The 17,617-nt window shown below is 43.6% G+C and carries 15 protein-coding genes and 1 pseudogene; 8 read left to right on the top strand and 8 right to left on the bottom strand.

The window, feature by feature from the left end; translation table 11 throughout:
- Positions 1-262 precede the first annotated feature (262 nt).
- The 6 genes and pseudogenes from fliF to GTH32_RS01565 all read right to left on the bottom strand — a co-directional run.
- Positions 263-1,561 (bottom strand): annotated as a pseudogene (gene fliF, locus GTH32_RS01590) (flagellar basal-body MS-ring/collar protein FliF); the annotation flags it as partial.
- 12 nt (positions 1,562-1,573) lie between these two features.
- Positions 1,574-1,903, bottom strand: coding sequence for a flagellar hook-basal body complex protein FliE (gene fliE / locus GTH32_RS01585; protein ID WP_163083473.1), 330 nt, complete (start codon positions 1,901-1,903; stop codon positions 1,574-1,576).
- Between the two features lie 341 nt (positions 1,904-2,244).
- On the bottom strand, positions 2,245-3,582 hold the full coding sequence (locus GTH32_RS01580; RefSeq protein ID WP_163083472.1) for a sigma-54-dependent transcriptional regulator: 1,338 nt from the start codon (positions 3,580-3,582) through the stop codon (positions 2,245-2,247).
- Positions 3,583-3,600: 18 nt separating this feature from the next.
- Positions 3,601-4,758: a sensor histidine kinase gene (locus GTH32_RS01575; protein WP_163083471.1), complete on the bottom strand. Its 1,158-nt coding sequence runs from the start codon at positions 4,756-4,758 to the stop codon at positions 3,601-3,603.
- A gap of 131 nt (positions 4,759-4,889) precedes the next feature.
- Complete coding sequence (locus tag GTH32_RS01570; RefSeq protein WP_163083470.1) at positions 4,890-6,341, bottom strand: sigma-54 dependent transcriptional regulator; 1,452 nt, start codon at positions 6,339-6,341, stop codon at positions 4,890-4,892.
- 153 nt (positions 6,342-6,494) lie between these two features.
- Entirely contained in the window at positions 6,495-7,292 is a 798-nt protein-coding gene (locus tag GTH32_RS01565) for a flagellin (protein ID WP_163083469.1), read from the bottom strand.
- A gap of 337 nt (positions 7,293-7,629) precedes the next feature.
- Here GTH32_RS01565 and pseF point away from each other — a divergent pair, with 337 nt between their 5' ends.
- From pseF to pseC, 8 genes are all read left to right on the top strand, one after another.
- Entirely contained in the window at positions 7,630-8,334 is a 705-nt protein-coding gene (gene pseF / locus GTH32_RS01560) for a pseudaminic acid cytidylyltransferase (protein WP_163083468.1), read from the top strand.
- A complete protein-coding gene (gene pseG, locus GTH32_RS01555; RefSeq protein WP_343033371.1) occupies positions 8,331-9,413 on the top strand; it encodes a UDP-2,4-diacetamido-2,4,6-trideoxy-beta-L-altropyranose hydrolase in 1,083 nt (360 codons plus the stop codon). The genes pseF and pseG overlap by 4 nt, the downstream gene beginning before the upstream one ends.
- Positions 9,414-9,415: 2 nt before the next feature.
- On the top strand, positions 9,416-10,465 hold the full coding sequence (pseI, locus tag GTH32_RS01550; RefSeq protein ID WP_163083467.1) for a pseudaminic acid synthase: 1,050 nt from the start codon (positions 9,416-9,418) through the stop codon (positions 10,463-10,465).
- Position 10,466: 1 nt separating this feature from the next.
- Positions 10,467-11,375: a LicD family protein gene (locus GTH32_RS01545; RefSeq protein ID WP_163083466.1), complete on the top strand. Its 909-nt coding sequence runs from the start codon at positions 10,467-10,469 to the stop codon at positions 11,373-11,375.
- 15 nt (positions 11,376-11,390) lie between these two features.
- Positions 11,391-12,341 carry an ATP-grasp domain-containing protein gene (locus GTH32_RS01540; RefSeq protein ID WP_163083465.1) on the top strand — a complete coding sequence of 317 codons (951 nt, stop codon included), beginning with the start codon at positions 11,391-11,393 and terminating at the stop codon, positions 12,339-12,341.
- Complete coding sequence (locus tag GTH32_RS01535) at positions 12,338-12,994, top strand: HAD family hydrolase (RefSeq protein WP_163083464.1); 657 nt, start codon at positions 12,338-12,340, stop codon at positions 12,992-12,994. The genes GTH32_RS01540 and GTH32_RS01535 overlap by 4 nt, the downstream gene beginning before the upstream one ends.
- A 211-nt stretch (positions 12,995-13,205) precedes the next feature.
- On the top strand, positions 13,206-14,204 hold the full coding sequence (pseB, locus tag GTH32_RS01530) for a UDP-N-acetylglucosamine 4,6-dehydratase (inverting) (RefSeq protein ID WP_163083463.1): 999 nt from the start codon (positions 13,206-13,208) through the stop codon (positions 14,202-14,204).
- On the top strand, positions 14,204-15,364 hold the full coding sequence (gene pseC, locus GTH32_RS01525; protein WP_163083462.1) for a UDP-4-amino-4,6-dideoxy-N-acetyl-beta-L-altrosamine transaminase: 1,161 nt from the start codon (positions 14,204-14,206) through the stop codon (positions 15,362-15,364). The genes pseB and pseC overlap by 1 nt, the downstream gene beginning before the upstream one ends.
- Before the next feature lie 65 nt (positions 15,365-15,429).
- On the opposite strand, the gene GTH32_RS01520 is transcribed toward pseC, so the two are convergent.
- Both GTH32_RS01520 and GTH32_RS01515 read right to left on the bottom strand, forming a co-directional pair.
- Positions 15,430-16,374 carry a class I SAM-dependent methyltransferase gene (locus tag GTH32_RS01520; protein WP_163083461.1) on the bottom strand — a complete coding sequence of 315 codons (945 nt, stop codon included), beginning with the start codon at positions 16,372-16,374 and terminating at the stop codon, positions 15,430-15,432.
- Positions 16,375-16,382: 8 nt separating this feature from the next.
- Positions 16,383-17,468 carry a glycosyltransferase family 8 protein gene (locus GTH32_RS01515; RefSeq protein ID WP_163083460.1) on the bottom strand — a complete coding sequence of 362 codons (1,086 nt, stop codon included), beginning with the start codon at positions 17,466-17,468 and terminating at the stop codon, positions 16,383-16,385.
- Between the last annotated feature and the right edge of the window lie 149 nt (positions 17,469-17,617).

Below are 17,617 nucleotides of genomic sequence, written 5' to 3'. Positions count from 1 at the left end.
TAGTGTTAATCCCTCGACCTATGCTGGTTACGGTTGCAGTGCTTCCATTGAGCAGGCTTTTGACGCACGCCGTTACCGCATCCCGACGAGTTTTATGCATTTTTAAGCTGACAAGCGATACGACTTTATTCACAATAGATAGGGCATTCATGGCGTTTAACCTTCACTTTTTTTTGGCGAAAGATCTGATCACCAAACGTCATGAATGTTCCCATCTTTTTTATCCCACTGATTTCGCTATATTATTTGTGGGGATACCTCAGACACTAACCACCTCTAACGAGTCGCCACGAGTAACGTCAAAACCGATACCGCCTTGTAAAAGACGACGGATATTTAATAGTTGCTCTTGCGTGCGAGGTTCAGCGGTAACTGTGCCGTCTTCGCCTGTTAATTGCTTGTAGTCTACCGCGACTGACACGCTTAAACGACGAATAACACCACTTTGTTTTTTAGTATGACTGATGGTGGTATCAAGCTCGTAATTACGGGTAGATTCTTTTGCTGTACGCCCAGGTAAACGTTGTTGACCAGCGTCCCCTGTCGCATTTTCCGGAATGTTTGAATCAAGCGGAGGTTGATTGGATAGCGCACCAGGAATACCGCCTACTCCACCACCTACACTGTTTTCTTCGATAATCATTTCACTACGAACCGCGGGCAAGTCTGGGTTGTAGCTTCGCTGCGTCTGCTCCATAGCAGTAAAGTCCATGCTAACGTCAGCTTGGGCTGTGTAGTTACCAATACCCAGTACAGGTATCAATATCGCATCGATTTTTTCTAAATATTCTTGTTCGCGTTGGCGCTCTACTTCGTACTCTTTCCGGGCTCTAGCGCTCAACGAGTCTTGCGAACCAGAATTAAGTAAACGGCCGTTGCTGTCGGTAACGGTTACTTTCGAAGGCTCCATATTTTGCACAGCAGAGGCAACAATATCGACAACTGCATCCACTTCTTCGCCTTTAATCACTGAGCCGCGGTTAGCTGTTAGTACAACTGTCGCAGATGCTTTCTTTTCTCGCCGCGCGAATACGTTTTCTTTGGGCATAGCTAATAGCACGCGGGCTTTCTTGATACTCGACATATCTTCAATGGTGGAGGCTATTTGCTGCTCACGGGCGTGTTTTAAACGCTCCATTTCTACCCGTTGGCTGACACCAAAGCCCATGTCTTGCATAATGATGTCGCTGCCATTATCAGATGCTTGGGCAAGCCCCTGACGTGCCATGCCTAACCGGATATTTTGGAATTCATCACTTTTTACGTAAATGGTGTTCCCTTCAAGACGATACTCAATTTGATTCCCGTCCATATAGTCGAGGGTTTCAATTAGCTCTTGGGTTTCCATTTGGGCAAGAGGTCTAAAATCAGGCTCTTGAGACCAGATAAAGATAAATACCGCAATGGCTACACAGATAACCAGTACCACTACCAATGCCATTTGACGCATCATGTCTGCGCTACCGAGAGTATCCATGAAGCCCGACTTATTTTCTGGCTCGTTGTCAGATCCAACAGCTGGATCGGGTATGGTTAAATTAGTGCCTGTCGCCTCTGCCATGATTTACTCCATCTATACCGGCATGTTCATAACTTGCTTGTAAGCTTCTAGTACTTTGTTTCGCACTTGCACCGTGGCTTCAAAGGCAATACTTGCTTTTTCTTTGGTTAACATTACCTCAGCTAAACTTAACGAGGTGTCACCCATTTCAAAATTCTGCTGTGCGGTTTTTGACGCGACCTGCATATCATTAACGCCATCTACCGCGTGTTTAAGCATGGTAGAAAAATCATCAGCTGATGGGTTTACGTTGGTTAATGGCTGGGGCTCGTTAACTTGAAGACGAGATTGCCCAATCATATTTTGCATTTCTTGGTACAAACTATTGGCTTTAACGTCCATAACCACTCCTAAAGATAGCGTCGAAAAATTGCCGTATTACGGCGAGAAATTGCACTCACCCTGGTGAAATGCAAGGCTCACGCCAACTTTACAATTCACTATATATCAACACCTTAAATTAAATTTATTGATATTAGCCAATTTTATGACAGGGTCTAAATAGCCTAAGGTGCTATCTTTATCGTTGTGGTGGAAAGAATGAGTGAAAGGAATTGATGGATACTTTTGGTCATAAAGCTAACGCTGGGGGGCGTATAAAAACCAATGATACCCAGATAGCAAGCGAGTGACAGAAAATCACACGCTGCTACTTAGGTAATATAAAGATTCATAATAAGACGTTAAGCAGGAACTTCAATGCCATCTTCGCGCATACGCGCTAACTTGTAACGTAGGGTGCGCGGGCTAATACCTAGCTTCTCAGCCACATCTTTTCGCTTCCCGTTGCATAATGCTAGGGTATCTAGAATAATCTGATGCTCTTGATGACGAAGTTCAGAGCCTAGCTTGCTGTTATCTTCATCTTGAGCAGTCATTGCCATTTCTGTATGCACTGCCATGTCGATCATTAAATCGCCAGAGTCAATTTCCCCGTTTTCACACAAAATGAGGGCGCGCTGTACCACATTTTCTAGTTCACGGACATTACCTGGCCAAGTGTATTGAGATAGCTTGCTTCTTGCAGCAGCATTAAGGCGCACCGGACCTAAATTTTGATTAGCGGCGTGACGTCCTATTAGGTGCTCAGCCAAGGGAACAATGTCGCCCGGGCGCTCGCTCAAAGGACGCCATGTAATAGGAAACACATTCAAACGATAGTAGAGATCTTCGCGGAACTCTCCCGCCTCTACGGCTTTGCGTAGATCACGGTTACTGGTAGCAATAACCCGTACATCAAGTTTAATATTTTTTCGACCGCCCAAGCGCTCTACTTCACGTTCTTGAAGTACCCGCAGTAACTTGGCTTGCAAGGCTAAATCCATTTCGGTTATTTCATCTAGCAACAAGGTGCCGCTTTGCGCTTGCTCGAACTTACCAGGGCACGCCTGAACTGCACCAGTAAACGCCCCTTTTTCATAGCCAAATAAGGTGGCTTCTAGCATATTTTCTGGAATAGCGGCACAATTAATGGCCACAAAAGGCGACGCCGCTCTATTTGATTGGTCGTGAATATAGCGTGAAAGTACCTCTTTCCCTGAACCGCTTGGCCCAAGCACCATTACAGTTGCGTCTGATTTAGCAACTTTTCTCGCTAAACTAAGCAACTGTATGCTTGACGGATCGGCGACAATAGGTGTGCGTGAGACTATTTGCTGGGCGGGAGCATAACGCCCCACCAAGTTAAGTAAAACTTCCGGCGCAAAAGGCTTAGAAAGATAGTCTGTTGCACCATCTCGCATCGCTTGCACCGCATCATTAATGGTAGCAAAGGCAGTCATAAGCAGTACTGGGAGCTTAGGGTATTTAGCTTTAATACTCTTTAAAAGTGCAAGACCACTCATTTCTCCCATTTGAATATCGCTGACCACCAAGTCTACTTTACGTCCCGCCAACACCATAAGCGCAGCTTCTGCACAATCAGCATCCACCACATCATAGTCGCCGAGCAACAAGGTGTCATAAAGGGCTTCACGTAAACCAGCATCATCTTCCACTATAAGAATAGTTGTTTTTGACATTTGAAATTCTCCTACTCTTTAAGCGACGTTTGTCTGAGGGTTAAGGGGTTGAGTGTTTTTAGAAGCGCAAGGTAACAGTAGAGTAAAGCATGCGCCGCCACTGGGAAGGTTTGTCACAGTGAGTTTTCCATTATGGGCATTCACCACCGACTTAACCACAGATAAGCCCAAGCCTGTGCCATGGGTTTTTGTGGTAAAAAAGGGTTCAAATATTTTACTTTGTAAGGTCTCAGGAACCCCTGGACCAGCATCGCATACCGAGAGCGCCAATTGTCCGTCGACCTGATGTCCACGAACATGAATGTCATAACCTTTAGGGGTTACTTGGCTGGCATTGTGAATAAGGTTTAATACTGCGCCCTGCAAAGCGGTAAGGTTACCAGTTAAGGAAATATCGTCCTCAAACCCCTCTATATTTAACCGCTGAGCACTCTGCCCCGTCATGCTTTGTGCATTTGGCAAAATCGCATTCAATAATTCCTGCCCTGATATCTTGCTTACCACCTGCTCTTCACCAGACTTGGCAAAAAGCAGCATATCGTTCACTTGCGATTCTAACTCTTTTAGCCTGTCGGTAAGTTTAACGGCGAATTGTTCAGCGGCAGATTCCGGCAGGTTTTTCCGCGTAAGGTTGGCGGCATATAGCATAGCTGCAGACAAAGGAGTACGAATTTGATGGGCTAAAGAAGCCACCATTTTGCCAAGAGATGACAATCGTTGCATGTGACTCACCCGCGCCTGAAGCTGACGTGTTTCAGTCAAATCAGTAATAACAATGAGTTGTCCGGGTTCGTTTTCAAGGGGCGTAATTGACAGTTTTACCCGGCGGCCATCAACAAGTGAGACTTCATGACCGTCATCGGCTCGGGGTTTGAACGAGCGGCTGATAATGTTTCGCCAGATTTGTTCTTCTAGTGGTTCGCCGAGTAAGGCCTTTGCTTGATCGTTGGCTTGGCGCACAACACCTCTACCATCTAGTACTATAACCCCGGCGGGCATCACTTTTAGTAGGTGCTCAAGACGACTCGATTGACGGCGTAACGACTGGACTTCACTGGCACTAACTACGGAAACCGGTGCAGCATCATGACCTTCATCATACCCACGGCTAAGATTCAGTGGTTCAAATGATGAAGTAAAAGGTTCAGTTGCATTGGCATTGCTGTCGTAAGTCATATGGCCCTCGTCAAATTGCAGACGTTTTGTTCTATGAACTTACCTAGCAGATGCCATGCCAATATTTTATAACTTATATTTCAATGAGTTAGAGCGATAATTTGATTTTTTTCTACGTCAATTACCTGACGTTAAAGCTCTTCCACACGCTGAATGTCGTATTTTCTCATTTTTTCAACAAGCGTAGTTCTGCGCATGCCTAATTTATCGGCGGCACGAGCCACTACCCAATCCTGCACTTCTAATGCCTGGCGAATGAGATTCACTTCAAGCTCAGACAGGTATTCTTTCAGGTTTACACCTTCTTCGGGAAGCGCAGACGATACTTGCATCCCTTTATCGCCGTCTGTTTCCTCTTCGGCTTCATGAGCGGCGGCCTCCGCGAATAGCTCATTAAACGCCTCTCGCTCTAATAATTCTTCGGGGTAGTCAGGCTCATAAGCCTGAATTTCTCCATATTGGTATTTTTCTGGTAAATCGGAAACATCAACCACTTGTGCGGGGTACAAAATACCTAAGCGTTCGACTAAATTTGATAATTCACGAACGTTTCCAGCCCATTCGTGCTCCATTAAGGACGTGATAGCACGCTCAGTAAAGTGTACGCCGTCTACTCCCTCCCCTTGAATTCGGCTATTAAGCTCTTGAATAAGTAACGGGATATCATCTTTACGTTGGCGTAACGCTGGGCTATCGATAGGAAAGACGTTTAAACGATAATATAAATCCTCGCGGAATTTATCTTCTTTTATCATCTGATCTAAGTTGCGGTGTGTAGCTGCAATAATACGTACATTACACTTAATAGGTTTATGCCCGCCCACCCGTTCAAAGGTGCGCTCTTGAAGTACGCGAAGCAGTTTAACCTGCATCTGCATGGGCATATCCCCTATTTCATCTAAAAATAGGGTACCGTTTTCTGCTAATTCGAAGCGCCCTTTTCTAGCACTAATAGCACCAGTAAACGCCCCTTTTTCATGACCAAATAGCTCACTTTCCAATAGCTCACCTGGGATAGCCCCACAGTTTACGGGGATAAATGGCCCCTCTCTACGCTGTGACAGAAAATGTACGTTTCGCGCTACAACTTCCTTACCCGTACCCGACTCGCCTAAGATAAGCACAGTAGCATCCGTTGGTGCTACCTGCTCTACCAAACGACGTACCGTCTGAATCTTTTCGCTTTTCCCCACTAAACTTCTAAACAAGCGCGTTTTTCCCCCGCCAGCACGAGGTTTAGAAGGTTTGCGACTTGCATATTCTTGACAGCGATGGAGCGCTTGAGTAAGCACTGGGTAGGTAAGTGGTAAAGCGATGACGCTTACCAAATTACATTCGGCTGTTATTTCAGTGGCGTTGCGCTGAAGTGCAACAAAAGGAATATGAGGGTAACGTGCCACTAAGGTTTTCAAAAAGCTTGTTGACTTGTGTTCAATAAGAACAACATCAGCGCTACCATCTTGAAGATAGGTTTCGCATTCACGCACACCTCGTGACTGACACGACTCACCTAGAAACGCCACTATGGTTTCTAAACTATGAATTAGTTCTTGGTTATCGCTAACCAGCAGAATATCCTTCATCAACTCCCCGAGAACGCTTTGTTATTATTTACAGTTTAGCGCATGTGCAAATTGTAACGACAAAAGATAGCAGCGCAACTGGTGTTTTCGGAAATGTACCAATAAAAAAAGCAGGTTTCCCTGCTTCTTTCGATTAAATTTGCAAAATTAGCGTTAACTTAGTAACGCCAATACCGCCCCTTGCTGTTGATTTGCCTGGGCTTGCACAGTTAATGCCGCTTGGCTTTGAATACTGTTTGCTGCCTGCTGAGAGCTTGCTTGTGCGTAATCTAAATCTTGCACTCGGCTTCTTGCTTCTGCAGTATTTACAGTGCCTTGGGTTAAATTTCGAGCAGTACTTTGTAATGCATTTTGCGTTGCACCTAATTCACTCTGTGCGCCGCCGACTATTTCAATTGCTTCATCCGCTGCAACTAATGCGTCGTTAACACTTGTTCCCGCCGTCAAATCAATCGCTAACACACCAGATAATCGATTAGCATAATCCTGTGTTTCGATATCTAGGCTATTACTCGCACTTGCGCCAACTTGAAAGCTTAATGCGCCGTCTTGTGACAACAAAGGCTTACCTGCGAAGTTGGTTTGTTCTATGGTTTGGCTAATATTATCTTGAAGTTGCGATATTTCAGATTGTAGTGCTTGGCGATCGCCATCGTTTAAGATGCCGTTTTCCGACTGTAACGTTAACTCTCGAATGCGGTTTACGTCGTCATTAACGCTACTTAGGCCGCCTTCGGCTACCTGAGCTAGGGAAATGCCATCGTAAACATTATTTACCGCCTGCCGACTCCCCTCAACCTCTGAGGTAAGGCGGTCGATAATTTGTTGCGCTGCAGCGCCACCGGTTGCATCATTAACTTTTTTGCCGCTGGCGAGTTTTTCAAAAAGCGTATCTTGCTTTTCTTGCACCTGGTTAAAAATAGATGAAGTCGCGTTATTGTTTACCTGCATGACAACTATCCTCTCAAACTATCTCGTGATTATAGCACGCTTTGAACAAGATTTAATCAAAGCATGGTATTCCGTTTTGTACGTTGAAATAAAAAAATATATCAGGCGTGTATTCGCTTTTTCTTACAGTACTGAGGGGGGTGGTATTGATGTTACAGTTTAAAAGCAAGTAATTTAACGCTGTGTAGTGCAAAACGACATGAAGGAATACAATGTATACTAACTACATTAGAACAAATGTTGTTTTGCAAACGATCTTATACGGCAAGCTCTAATAAAGAATTCCTTATTAGTCGGCATATTCCAACGATATAACAATAGGGAAATTGAGAACATTATGAATATAGCGATAATACCGGCTCGGGGAGGAAGCAAGCGTATTCCTCGAAAAAATATAAAACCTTTTTGTGGCAAGCCTATGATAGCTCACGCCATAGACAATGCGCTAAGAAGTGAGCATATCCAACGAGTTGTTGTTTCAACCGATGACGAAGAGATTGCTAATATTGCCATTGAGTATGGTGCAGATGTGCCTTTTATGCGTCCTGCAGCGCTGGCAGATGACTTCACGGGTACCAGCCCGGTTGTGCGCCATGCGCTAGATATACTATTAAATAAAGGCTGGGACATCGACTATTGCGCGTGTGTTTACGCCACATCACCACTTCTTACCACCTCTTTAATTAATTCCAGCTTTGAAATGCTGGAATGTGCTGAAGAAACTGACTATGTATTTACAGCGGCAAGATTTTCATTTCCCATTCAAAGGGCCATTTTGCAAACGGAAGATGGGGGGGTTAAACCCTTTGACGAATTTGGAATTTCTCAACGTTCGCAAGATTTACCTCCGGCTTTCCATGATGCGGGGCAGCTGTATTGGGGACATTACAAAACCTGGCTCAATACCAACAAGCGTATTTTTGGCGCCAACTCTAAGATGGTAGTAATGCCAGACCACTTAGTACAAGATATTGATACTCCTGAAGACTGGGCTAGGGCCGAACTGCTTTACAAGGTAATGCAAAGTGAGAGTATAAAGTGAGGATAGTTTTTAGGGTAGATGGCTCAACGCAAATAGGGTTAGGGCACATTATGCGTTGCCTTACCCTCGCTACTCAATTTCTGCCTACAAACACCGTAACTTTTATGTCATGTTCATTACCTTCAGCTTTACAGCAACAAATTGAGGGTTTGGGCATTCAATTACTTAGTACGCTGCCGATAAATGATAACGAACACAATTCTTTCTCTTCGCCAGTACTTGATGACACTAACCAACATAGCCATGCAGTCCACTGCATTGATATACTAAATTCAGTGGGTATCGACGTCATCGACATTCTAGTAATCGACCACTATCAACTATCCGCCCCCTATAGCGAAGAAATGCGCAGATGTAGCAAGCACATTGTTGTTATCGACGACTTAGCAAACCGTGAGCACGAATGCGATGTGCTTATAGACCAAAACCTATATGAAGATTTTGACACTCGATACGATAATCTTGTACCTAATTACTGCCATACGCTCCTAGGGCCTAAGTTCGCTATTTTACGCAGTGAGTTTTACTCGCCTTCGACCAAACTGAGAGATGACAAGCATATTCTAATTTGCTTTGGCGGCAGTGACCCATTGAATCTTACTGAGCGCGTCGTGGATGTTTTAATTTCATTAAAGTCTCTGACTATTTCAGCCGATATTGTAGTAGGCGAAGGTTATGCCAACATCGAAACGCTTGAGGCAAAAGTTAATTCTTTAGTTAACGCCGAGCTTCACGTAGCTTGCTCTTATATTTCTACGTTAATGAATAACGCTACTACCATGATTGGTGGAGGTGGTTCAATGCACTGGGAACGCGCAGCGACTGGCGTTGCTGGAATGATCATTACCCTAGCTGACAATCAAATTGAAACCACCCGCTGCTTGCATGAACGACATTGCTGTTTGTGGTTGGGCAAAAGTGACGAGGCTACTGATATAGACATTAGTAAAGCGATTGAATTTGCGATAAGTTCGCCGCAAACAATGCATAAACTAGCAAAAAATGCAGCTTCACTAGTAAGCGGCAATAAAAATCCATCTTTTGTGATGGATACTATTTTGAACATTATTACGAGGTAGTCATGAAACCAATCACCATAGGTGATATTCAAATTGGTCCGGGCCTTACCCCCTTTATTATCGCAGAAATGTCTGGAAATCATGGACAATCTAAAGAAAAAGCCTACCGTTTGATTGATGCAGCCGCTGAGGCGGGGGCCCATGCAATAAAGTTGCAAACCTACACCCCAGATACGATAACCTTGGACTGTCACGACCGGGAATTTTTTATCGAAGACCCAAATAGCCTTTGGAAAGGTAACTCATTATATAATTTGTACAAAGAAGCCATGACGCCGTGGGAATGGCATAAGGAACTCTTCGACTATGCCAATGAGAAGGGCCTCTTAGCCTTTAGCACGCCTTTCGATTTAACGGCTGTCGAGTTTCTAGAAACACTGAACCCGCCGTGCTATAAAGTGGCCTCTTTTGAGAATACTGACCACGCAATTTTAGCCGCTGTTGCCAAAACGGGAAAGCCCGTCATTGTATCAATAGGCATGGCTAGCCAATCCGAAATTTCGGAATCTGTTGAAGTGCTTCGCGAGAATGGGTGTAACGACATCATACTGCTCAAATGCACCAGTAATTATCCAGCAAACCCCTTAGACGCCAACCTAAAAACAATTCCTCATTTAAGCGAACTTTTCGACTGTCACGTGGGACTTTCAGATCACACGCCGGGTGTAGGGGTAGCGGTCGCTGCAGTTGCACTTGGTGCAACTGTAGTTGAAAAGCACTTTGTATTAGACAGAAGTGGAGGTGAAGTAGATGCGGAGTTCTCCCTTGAACCTAACGAACTTAAGCTACTGGTTGAGGAAACGGCACGAGCAGCCGTTGCCATCGGCAAAGTAAATTATGGTGCTACTGAACGTGAAAAAGCATCTTTGGTACACCGTCGTTCTCTATATATTGCTCAAGACGTAAAAGCAGGTGATGTGTTAACCGCAGAAAATTTACGTTCTGTTCGCCCTGGTCTTGGATTGCCGCCCAAGTACCTCCCTCTTTTGCTTGGAAAGCAAGTAAAGCGCGATGCACCTAAGGGCACCCCAATGAGTTGGGAGTTATTGTGAGATGAGAGTAATTCTGTTCGGTGCCAGCAAAGCAGGAGAAAACTACATTTCCAACCACCCTAATATTAAAGTCGTTGCATTTGCAGACAACGATAGTGCGAAGCTCGGCACAATGTTTCTGGGCCGTCCCGTCATTGCACCAACAGAAATCGCTACTCATCATGTAGATAGCATAGTGATAACCAGCCAGTGGGTTGACCAGATTTTTGAGCAGCTTACCCAGCAACTGGGCATTGATGAGTCAACAATCATCGTACCTACTAAGCAGTCTGTTAAGGCTGCCCTTCCCTTTGAAAATCCTGCCACGCTTGATTTTGCCGAATCGGTAGTGCAAACGCTTAATCAGTACGTTGCGTCTAAGGGTATTGCTATGTGTTTAGACTCCGGAACCTTACTAGGCGCCGTAAGAGATAAGGGTCTTATACCGTGGGATGACGATATTGACTTTGCTATTGATAAAGAGAATTACGAAAAGTTACAGGCATCATTGCCTGAACTGCATACATTATTAAGCAATAAGTTTAACGTAAATTGGCGTATCGTAATTATTACGGTCAACGGCGTAGATTCATGTATTAACCTTGAGTTTACCAATTCGCCCAACAGTCATTTTATTCCTTTTGATGTAAGCATACAGCGGCGAAAATCGATAAATGGCTTGTCAGAACTTTTGTCCTCTGGCGGACTGTTTTTTGCGCCTGCTAAACACTTTGACAGTTACGACCCTATTTCCTTTTTAGGTGAAACCTTTTTAGCCCCCCGTGATGCTGAAGAATTCCTTACGTTCATGTATGGGCATTGGCAAACACCGAAAAAAACCACCCAAATTTCAGAATATGCAAACAGAAGGGCATCAATGTCGACACCTAAAACAGGTATTAGCGTGCAAAAACGCACGCTTTCTCAATAAGGGTATTACGCTAACGTGAATGTATTACTGTCAAGCGCCAGCAATAAAGTCCCCTTATTAAAAGCACTTCAAAGCGCTGTTAAACGCATAGATGAAAAAGGCATAGTTACTGCGGGCGACATTAGCTGTCACGTGCTTACACGACATTTATGTGACGAATTTTGGCAAATGCCTCCTACGATTGAAAGCAATACTGATGAAATCATAAGCGAACTTAAACGGCGGAATATAACGCATGTATTACCAAGTCGAGACGGTGAGCTACTTTTTTGGTCAAGACTTAAAGACACGTTAAAAAAAGTAGATATTCATGTAATTGTTTCTGACAAAAGCGCGGTTGAACTTTGTTTAGATAAACTGAAATTTGGACAATACAACCTTGCTTCAATCATTCCAACTTATAATACAATTAGTGAAGCGCGCGACCACAATCGTACCTCACAACCATCCCGTTACGTGGTTAAAGAGCGTTTTGGCGCAGGTAGTCATTCTATCGGCCTTAATCTAAACGAAAACGAGGCTATAAAACACGCTAATACGCTTTGCACCCCTATTTTCCAACCCTTCAAGAAGGGTCTCGAAATTAGCGTAGATGCTTGGCTGTCAAACAATCATGTAGTGAAAGCCGCAGTATGTAGAGTACGCGAACTCATTATTAACGGCGAGTCGCAAATTACCTATACACTTCCGAATGGCCCTTTTGTAACACAGGTAACTCATACCCTCTCTGCCCTAGGCCTTTCGGGCCCAGTAGTATTGCAAGGTATAATTACTGGCGATGAGCTGCACATTATCGAATGCAACTCGCGATTTGGTGGTGCCTCCACGTTAGGAATTAAAGCGGGTGTTGATAGCCTCTATTGGAGCCTAAGCGAGAGTATGGGTAAAGATATTCATGCGCTACCGGTGGAATTAGCAAGTCATAAAATCACACAAATTCGAGCGGCAACCGACTACTATTTATGATTTATATTTTTGACCTAGATGACACACTTTACGATGAACGCCAGTATGTAGAATCGGGTCTTAGGGCGGTAGCGGCGTTTGTAAATAACACCTGGAAGGTCGATAAAGAACGTGGTTTTAACGAGTTGGTTACTTTACTAGACCAAAATGGTCGAGGCCGGATTTTTAACGATTTCTTGGCCAATCATGGGATAGCAGTTAATAAGCAAAATGTGCGCGCCTGCCTATCGGCCTACCGCCTGCACCAACCAACGTTAACCATACCAAACAACCATTTATTGTTGTTAGAACGTTTGCCGAAACCGCTTTACCTCGTGACGGACGGAAACAAAGTGGTGCAAAGTAAAAAAGTAAACGCGCTTAACATAGCTCATTACTTTAAGCGCGTGTTTATCACTCATCGATTTGGTATTAAACACGCCAAACCTTCTATTTACTGTTTTGAAAAAATCAAACAGGCTGAGCAATGCAAATGGCACGAAATGGTCTATATTGGCGACAACCCCGCGAAAGACTTCGTTAATTTAAATAAACGAGGTATGCTAACTGTACGGGTTCTTACCGGCGTACATAGCAAAGTAGACGCTAAGCCAAATTTTGATGCCAGATTTACCATCAACAATCTTGACGAATTACCCGCATTAATGCTTTAAGCTACCCTCGATAACTAGCTTTTTATGGGGGCCCGAGAGAAGTATTGCCCTTCTTCTTCACTTAAATATAGACTTAGTCCGGTCAATTCTCATTAAAGATACAACTTTAGGACTAAAAATACTCACCTAAACATATAGATTCTAAAGCTTTGTGGCAAAAATGCCGACTCATGATATATTGTGTTTATAATCATAAAGTAGCGATCAAACTATGTTCGATGGAAGATCGATTCTCATAACAGGCGGAACGGGGTCGTTTGGCCACAAGTATGTTGAAACCTTGTTGGCGAAATATAAGCCAAAACGTTTAATTATCTACTCCCGTGACGAGCTCAAACAATTTGAAATGCAACAGAAATTTAACGCACCTTGTATGCGTTATTTCATTGGTGATGTTCGTGATAAAGAACGCCTGAACAGAGCCATGCAGGGGGTTGATTTTGTAATTCATGCTGCCGCGATGAAACAAGTTCCCGCCGCTGAATATAACCCAACAGAGTGTATCCGAACTAACATTGATGGCGCGGAAAACGTTATTAATGCAGCTATCGATAATGACGTGAAGAAAGTTATCGCCCTGTCTACGGACAAAGCTGCAAATCCAGTAAATTTATACGGCGCCACGAAACTTGCGTCCGATAAGCTGTTTGTGGCGGCAAACAATATCGTGGGGGAAGGCACATCTCGGTTTTCAGTCGTTCGTTATGGCAACGTCGTGGGTTCTCGTGGTTCGGTAGTGCCTTTCTTCAATAAATTAATTGCAGAAAATAGCGATCATATCCCTGTTACCCACAAAGACATGACACGTTTCTGGATCACGCTGCAACAGGGTGTCGATTTTGTATTAAAAAATTTCGAACGTATGTTGGGCGGTGAGATATTTGTTCCCAAGATACCCTCCATTCGTATAACTGATCTTGCTAAGGCGATGGCACCGAATATCCCAATTAAATATGTAGGTATTCGCCCCGGAGAAAAACTTCATGAAATGATGTGTCCAGGAGACATGTCATTGCATACGTTTGAATTTGACGACCATTTTGTAATAGCCCCCGCCATTAAGTTTTTCCACCGAAGTAATAACTTTACGAGTAATGCACTTAACGAACAGGGTCAACGTGTAGAGTCAGGGTTCGAATATGTCTCAGACACTAACGAACACTTTCTTAGTATTGAAGAAATAAAACAGTTCAATGAGGAAGCCAAATAGTGATTCCTTATGGCCGTCAGCACCTCGATGAGGATGATATCGAGGCGGTTTTAGAGACATTAAAATCGGATTGGTTGACGCAAGGGCCTGTGGTACCAAAATTTGAAGAGGCGCTATCTAGCTACTGTGGAGCAAATTATGGGGTGGCAGTCAATAGTGCAACATCAGCGCTTCACATTGCCTGTTTAGCGTTAGGTGTTGGTGAAGGTGATAGGGTGTGGACATCACCAAACTCATTTGTCGCTTCATCAAATTGCGCGCTGTACTGTGGCGCAACAGTAGACTTTGTAGACATCGACCTTCAAACAGGCAATATGTGTATGAAGGCATTAAAACGGAAGCTTGAGTATGCGCAAAGCATTAATAAACCGCCTAAAGTAGTTATTCCTGTTCATTTTGCTGGCCAACCATGCGATATGGAACGCCTTCACGCATTGGCAAAGCAATTTGGTTTCTACGTTATTGAAGATGCATCTCACGCTGTTGGCGCGAAATATAAAGGTGCATTTGTAGGCAGCGGGCAGTACGCTGATATTTGCGTTTTTAGTTTCCATCCAGTGAAGATCATTACCACAATGGAAGGCGGCATGGCCCTTACCAACAACAGTGAATGGGCAGAAAAAATGCGCATGTTGCGCAGCCATGGCATAACAAACAATCCAGAAATGATGACAGAAGAAAGTCATGGGCCTTGGTATTATCAACAAATCTCATTGGGCTTTAACTACAGAATGACCGATGTAGAAGCTGCATTGGGCTTAAGTCAGCTGGGAAAGCTTGAGGCGTTTTTAGAGAAGAGAAACGCCTTAGCGGCCCACTACGATAAGTTTTTCAGCGAATGTCCCAGTATTACGCCGTTGAAACAAAGCAGTGATAGTTACTCAAGCTACCACCTGTACGTGGTACGCGTAGGTTCGTTAACTAATAAGCAACACGCTAGTTTGGTTACGCGTTTAAGGGAGCAAGGCGTTTTTGCGCATGTGCACTACGTCCCTATTCACATGCAGCCCTACTATAAGAATTTAGGTTTTAAAATAGGTCACTTCCCGAATGCTGAGACTTACTATCAGCAGGCGATTACTTTACCGCTTTTTCCTGAGCTTACGTTTGAACAAGTTGAACTTGTTGTAGATAAACTTGCTGCAGAGATAGGAAGTTAACCGAAAGCCTGGTTTCACGTCAAACCCATGTAAATTAATGTGCAACGAACACTGCGCCAAACACATTAGCGTTTTCTAATTACAGAGATACAATCTAGCGCTTTAATCCCCCAGTCCAAAATTTGCTGTTCTTCCACAATAAAACCGCTTTTGCTACAAATATGATGCATGTCATCAGCGTTGAATTCACTGCGACAGTGAGGATTTCTTCTCCAGTTTTTATCTGCCTTGAACTCAGCATGGCCTCTAGCGTTTGAATGATGTAATACCGCGTAACCGCCGACAGATAGTATGCGAGAAAACTCGCTCAATATGTAATCAATGCTTCTGTAATCAAAATGCACCATAGCATCCCAACTGTAAATAAAACTAACGCTGTTACTGTCTACTGGAATTTTTTCAGGATCGCTTACCCGCGAATCCACATTCTGTTTATCAGTAAACCTTAGTGCGCAGTGACTAATCGCCTCTTGGCTTGTATCTACACAAATAAGTGACGTAGACAAGCGGCTCAAAATCTCTGCAATTCGGCCTTTTCCGCATGCAAAATCAACCACTTGAGACAAATTGAAATTATGTTTTTGCATCAATGGCTCAAGGTAGGCCTGAAACTGCACCTCGTTATGCCCTTCCGCATTGGTATAATACTCATTCCAATCGAAACTGTGGGGGTCGTATTGCCCTTCCTCTAATGCATGGTTGGTATCAAGCTTGATTAACCTGTTTGCATCAACACCCTGCTGTAATAGGCGTTGCTCTATCTCATCGCCAAATTTTAGAGACGCTACAACAATTGGATGGGCTGGTAAAAGAGACAGTTTTTTTTCTGGAATGAATGTAATTGCTCCCTCTTGCTTTGTTGATGTTATCTTTTTATCTGTTATGTATATGCTGCTAACAAGCTGCGTTGCTTGTAATTGCTTTAAGAATGACTGACCAATAATCCCGGCGCCATAGACAATAACGCCATCGCTTTTTGGAACAGTACCGAATGGAAAAAGATAAAACATATAAATCCCTATATAACAGTTAGCGCTGTATGGCGTAATGAGTTAGTAATATCTTGTTTGTGTGGAAGCGTTGCAACAACTACCGCTTCAACATTCTCAGTCATCATCTGTTCAGGGGGGACAATGGCAAAGGAAAAACAGTTTCCAGTTAAATGAGTATCAACGACTTGCTTGATAACAATATGGGGTAACTTTTGTTCAATCGCTTTAATAATTCGTCTTCCTCGCGCCCCAGCTCCCCAAATAACAATATGGGCGCTCGTAGTGAACGTTTCTTTAAGCTTTTCTAGTATCGAATTGTCTTCACTATCAAGAAAAAGCGACAGTGTATTATTCTCGAAAGGCACCTTTTCAAAAAAAGTCCTATATAGCTCGGTGTAGGGATGTGCTGAAGAAAGATGCCAAGGCTTTTCTTGACCAGTAAAATGCACTATTACAGGTGTCTCTACTAGATGATGGGCAAGCGTGTACGTTTGCCCATTGAACTTTGCATCTAGATACTGGGTTTGCTCATCGAGCACTACATTTAAGACATCCTGGTCATTGTATTCCCATAGCGTTTTTGGACTATGAATATGCATTAAGCGAGTAAAAATATCTCTTTCTCGCCACTTGGCCAAGTCAATGACCATGACACCCGCATTGAAATAAGACTGAGATAGAAGCCCTAGCGTTTTGGGTCTATTTTGTGTCATTAAGGAGTGATCTTCAACCGCTCCAGCCACCTGCTGATTCAAAGACGCAGTCCAAAGTGCTTTAATATCGCCTGTCACGAGAATATCAGCATCAAGATAAATAACTTTATTCAAATGAGGTAATAGTTCCGCCAGTGCGTAGCGAACAAAAGTAACACCATTTAGACGCCCTTGGTATCGTTCACTAAGTTCGCTTTGAACCATGTTTAGGTTATGGGTCACAAAGTTTATACGCGTACTTTCACTTTCGAAAGTGCGTAACCGGTGTTTTACCGCTTCAGATAAATTACCAATGATATAGGTCGAGACAGGAGATTCAGTATTTTTTAGCAAGCTTGCAAGGCTTACCGCTAAATAAGGTGCAAAATCGTCATCTATACAAAAAGCGACGTCTATCATTTTTTTAAGCCCTAAATTACCAGTAACAAGATTAAGTATGTCAAATTTGTAATTACCACGCCTAACTACTGGAAAGTACAAATGTTTTAATACCGCAACAGTGGTAGAGTTAGCATAGAGCTGCAATATTCACTATCAGCATCACATAG

Source organism: Alteromonas profundi, assembly GCF_010500865.1.
In the GTDB taxonomy this organism is placed as follows: Bacteria; Pseudomonadota; Gammaproteobacteria; order Enterobacterales; family Alteromonadaceae; genus Alteromonas; species Alteromonas profundi.
The sequence above is the reverse complement of the archived record's forward strand: the minus strand, read 5'-3'. Positions and strand labels throughout refer to the sequence as shown.

Coding starts and splice junctions, on each gene's coding strand:
- GTH32_RS01545 (WP_163083466.1), top strand. CDS start 10,467: ATGAGAGTAATTCTGTTCGGTGCCAGCAAAGCAGGAGAAAACTACATT.
- pseI (WP_163083467.1), top strand. CDS start 9,416: ATGAAACCAATCACCATAGGTGATATTCAAATTGGTCCGGGCCTTACC.
- GTH32_RS01575 (WP_163083471.1), bottom strand. CDS start 4,758: ATGACTTACGACAGCAATGCCAATGCAACTGAACCTTTTACTTCATCA.
- GTH32_RS01520 (WP_163083461.1), bottom strand. CDS start 16,374: ATGTTTTATCTTTTTCCATTCGGTACTGTTCCAAAAAGCGATGGCGTT.
- GTH32_RS01570 (WP_163083470.1), bottom strand. CDS start 6,341: ATGAAGGATATTCTGCTGGTTAGCGATAACCAAGAACTAATTCATAGT.
- GTH32_RS01535 (WP_163083464.1), top strand. CDS start 12,338: ATGATTTATATTTTTGACCTAGATGACACACTTTACGATGAACGCCAG.
- GTH32_RS01565 (WP_163083469.1), bottom strand. CDS start 7,292: ATGCAGGTAAACAATAACGCGACTTCATCTATTTTTAACCAGGTGCAA.
- pseB (WP_163083463.1), top strand. CDS start 13,206: ATGTTCGATGGAAGATCGATTCTCATAACAGGCGGAACGGGGTCGTTT.
- GTH32_RS01580 (WP_163083472.1), bottom strand. CDS start 3,582: ATGTCAAAAACAACTATTCTTATAGTGGAAGATGATGCTGGTTTACGT.
- GTH32_RS01515 (WP_163083460.1), bottom strand. CDS start 17,468: ATGATAGACGTCGCTTTTTGTATAGATGACGATTTTGCACCTTATTTA.
- pseF (WP_163083468.1), top strand. CDS start 7,630: ATGAATATAGCGATAATACCGGCTCGGGGAGGAAGCAAGCGTATTCCT.
- fliE (WP_163083473.1), bottom strand. CDS start 1,903: ATGGACGTTAAAGCCAATAGTTTGTACCAAGAAATGCAAAATATGATT.